Annotated in this window: 4 protein-coding genes; 3 read left to right on the top strand and 1 reads right to left on the bottom strand. The window is 62.9% G+C overall.

The genetic code is table 11. The features are described from left to right. Positions 1–16: 16 nt before the first annotated feature. Together J0I64_RS03275 and J0I64_RS03270 are read left to right on the top strand one after the other, a co-directional pair. A complete protein-coding gene (locus J0I64_RS03275) occupies positions 17–754 on the top strand; it encodes an SDR family NAD(P)-dependent oxidoreductase (RefSeq protein ID WP_291406191.1) in 738 nt (245 codons plus the stop codon). 47 nt (positions 755–801) lie between these two features. Then, entirely contained in the window at positions 802–1479 is a 678-nt protein-coding gene (locus J0I64_RS03270; protein WP_291406190.1) for a hypothetical protein, read from the top strand. Positions 1480–1536: 57 nt separating this feature from the next. Here the strand turns inward: J0I64_RS03270 and J0I64_RS03265 are convergent, their stop codons facing one another. Beyond that, positions 1537–2571, bottom strand: coding sequence for an Ldh family oxidoreductase (locus tag J0I64_RS03265; protein ID WP_291406189.1), 1035 nt, complete (start codon positions 2569–2571; stop codon positions 1537–1539). Positions 2572–2737: 166 nt separating this feature from the next. On the opposite strand from J0I64_RS03265, the gene J0I64_RS03260 reads away from it, so the two are divergent. Further along, entirely contained in the window at positions 2738–3634 is an 897-nt protein-coding gene (locus tag J0I64_RS03260; RefSeq protein WP_291406188.1) for an aromatic ring-hydroxylating dioxygenase subunit alpha, read from the top strand. Positions 3635–3712: the final 78 nt, after the last annotated feature.

Below are 3712 nucleotides of genomic sequence, written 5' to 3'. Positions count from 1 at the left end.
CCGCTTTGTCGTCTTCATCACCGGCGCCACGTCGGGCTTTGGCGAAGCTGCCGCTCGCCGCTATGTCGCCGCCGGTGGCAAGGTGATCGCAACCGGCCGCCGCAAGGACCGCCTCGAAAAGCTGCAGGCCGAACTCGGCGCCGAAAACTGCCACATCATCGAGCTCGACGTGCAGGATCGCGCCGCGATGGAAAAGGCCATTGCCGAAATCCCCGCGCCCTTCAACGAAATCAATATCGTCCTTGCCAATGCCGGCCTCGCACTTGGCCTTCAGCCCGCCGCCGAAGCCGTGCTCGATGATTGGGAGACTATGATCTCAACCAATATTTCGGGCCTCGTCTACACCGTGCGCCTGCTCCTGCCCGGCCTCATCGCCCGCGGCGGCGGCCATGTCGTTACCCTCGGCTCGGTGGCCGGCGAATATGCCTATCCCGGTGGCTCGGTCTATGGCGCGACCAAGGCTTTCGTAAAGCAGTTCGCGCTCAACCTGCGCTCGGACCTGCAGGGCAAGAATGTCCGCGTCACCAATATCGAGCCGGGCCTGACCGAAACCGAATTCTCGCTCGTTCGCTTCAAGGGCGACGAGGGCAAGGCCGCCGCGCCCTATTCCAAGACCAAGGCCATGAATGCCGACGACATAGCCGAAAGTATCTTCTGGGCCACAACGCTCCCGGCTCATGTCAACATCAACAAGATCGAGCTGATGGCCACCACGCAAGCCATCGGGCCTTTCGACATATTCCGCGAAAGCTGACAGGCTCGGTCAAAACGGGCAGTATGCGGCCGATTGTGGAGGACCTCATGCTGCCCCGCCTGCTTCTACCCCTGCTCGTCGCCCTCGTGCCCGGCGCCGCCCTTGCTGCGCCCGTGTCGCTGAAATCCATCAACGACACCTGCATTGAATCCGAACTGCAGAACTGCACCGTCGCGGCATCGGGCTTCGTCGCTCCCCAGGATACGACCCGCCTCGCCTACCAGATTCAGCGCGGCGTCGATGAATATGACGGCATCGCCGGTGGCGTCGTCGTCTTCTCCGAGGTCGATGGCAAGTGGGAACTGCTGGCCAAGGATTTTTCTGGCGTCTGGTATCAGCTGCCGCGCCTCTCTGAAGCTGAGCCGATCGTGTTCCATGTGCCAGGCGTGACCGCCGGCACCGGCTCGTTCAACGCCGACCTGCTGTTTGAATTCGTCCTGCCCGAGAGTACCGAACTGCCCCACTGGCAGCGCGTCGACATGGACAGCTGGTGGGAAGCCATCGATGGCAAGCTGCCCAAAGGCCTCGAAATCTGGAAGGGCGTTTCCTACGATTTCGGCGAGGCTTATTGGGGCCAATACGTCGCCCGCACCAGCCTCTGGCAGGAAACCGACGGCAATTGCTGTCCGACGGGTGGCTCGGCGGTGATCCACTTCACCATCGAGGACGGCGCACTGAAAGCCGGCTACGTGGACTACGAGGAGCCGAAGGCGGAGGCAGAGTAGCCGCCACACACCCATCAAAAGGGGGAGGTGCTGCGCTGTTGGAGGGGTGGCTCCGGCCTAAAGCCCCAAAAACCGCATCGTATCCGGATCAACCGGAATCCCCTCAGCCTTCCGCCGATCCATCTCTTCCCACTCACGATCCCCCGGCGCCATCACACGCCCGCCTTCGCGCACCCGCGACCCGCGCAAACTCTCGAGATAGCTGCCTATAGCCGCAGCAAATACCGCGCGCCCGGCGAACTTGTCGGGATCGATCACCAGCACGAAATGCCCCATGTTCCGCGGCGTCGAAATATCGTCGCCGCCATACATCGGGATAAAATCTGGATCGAGCGTCGCGCCTGTAAGAAGCGCCGAGAACAGCGTCGCCACGCCAGCTAGTGCCGCGCCCTTGTAGCCATAGTCGACCCCACCGAGGGGCAGCAGCATGTCCGCCTCATGTGGATCGGTCGTCGGCTGCCCATCCGGCGTCGCCGCAACACCCTCTGGAAGCACCTTGTCGAGCGAACGATGCAGCAGCACGCGATTGAGCGGAATGGACGAGGTCGCCATGTCGAGCAGCCACGGCCGCGCATTCGGCACCGGCGCCGCGAAAGCCAGCGGATTGGTGCCATGGAATTTCTGCGCCCCATCATAGAGCGCCACCATGGAGTCGGTATTGGTCGTCGCAAAGGTCACAAACCCCTGCTCCGCCCCCGCCAGCGCATAGGCACCCGCAGCGCCGAGATGCGAGGAGTGCTTTATGCCCACCGCCCCGACACCGGCCTGCCGCGCCAGCTCGATCCCGACCTCGACTGCCCTATAGGCCGCATAGTGCCCGAGCCCATCATCGCCATCGACCATCGCGCTCCCCGCGCCCCGGCTTTCCACCTTCAGCTGCGGGTTCTTGTTGAGCCGCCCGCCACCCAGCATCTTGCAATAGTGGTCGGTCAACCGCACGCCATGGCTATCAACGCCCACCAACGACGCGTGGATCATCGCCTTGATCGCCGCGGCCCGCGAAGCCTCGCTCGCCCCCGCCTCGGCCAATCGCGCCTCAACGCGGCTCCGCACCAGATCCTCGGCAAAGCGCGGCGTGTTTTCAATGTCCATTGGTCTCTCCCTCACCCCGTTTTAGCCACGGGGTCCGCAAGGCGAAAGCCGAAACCTCCCCCGTCGTCATTGCCCGGCCTGTTCAGGCAATCCACCTCTCCGCGCACTTTTAGTTGGCACCTCTGGCCGGTCTCGCTATTCTCGACCCAAAGTTGAGACCAGCCCCATGCCCAAAGCCCCCGATCAGACTACCAACGACCTTTGGCACGTCGTCGCCGCGACCGAAGAACTTGCCATCGGCCTCGTCGAAACGACGCTCCTTCTCGATCGCCGCATCGCCCTGACGCGCGGGCTCGACGGCGAGCCGGTCGTGTGGCTCGCAAGCGACGAGGAAAACGGCGACGAGATCGACGCCGAAACCGTGCTCGATCGCCTCCCCGTCCGCACCGCCTATGGCTACACCTGGACTTGTCTGGGCACCCCTTCGGCCGAGCTTTTCCCGATCCCGGAATATGCTGAACCCGACCGCACCAATATGAGCTGCGGCTCCATCGGCATTCACGTCTCCGCCCCCCGCGCCGTCGAAAATTTCCTCGACATGGGTCACTTCCCCTATGTCCATACCGACATTCTGGGCTCTGAGCCGCACACCGAGGTCAAGGAATACGACGTCGAGGTTTCCGAAGAACGCGACGAAGTGCTGGCCACCAAGTGCAAGTTCATCCAGCCCATGGCCGCCAAGTCGGCCACCGGCGCGATGGAAGTCGAATACGTCTATCGCGTGCCGCACCCCTTCTGCTCGGTGCTCTACAAGTCATGCCCCGAGGATGAAAACCGCCGCGACGTCATCGGCATTTTCCTCCAGCCGATGACCGAAGAGACCTGCCGCGCGCATCTACTGCAGTCGATGATCGACTCCTATTCGACCATCACAGACCTGCGCCGCTTCCAGCAGACCATTTTCGGCCAGGACAAGCCGATCCTCGAAAACCAGTATCCCAAGAAACTGCCGCTCGACCCGCGCTCGGAAACTCCGATCCGCGCCGACAAATCGGCCATCGCCTATCGCCGCTGGCTGAGCCAGAAGGGCATCACCTACGGGGTTATCCCCCAAGCGAGCTGATCTTTCTTCACCTCTCCCTCTGGGGGAGAGGTCGGCGCAACGCGCCGGGTGAGGGGGCCTTTTCAGGTGCCCGAGTGT

The organism is Devosia sp., assembly GCF_017307565.1.
GTDB lineage: Bacteria > Pseudomonadota > Alphaproteobacteria > Rhizobiales > Devosiaceae > Devosia.
This window is presented reverse-complemented; position numbering and strand designations above follow the sequence as displayed.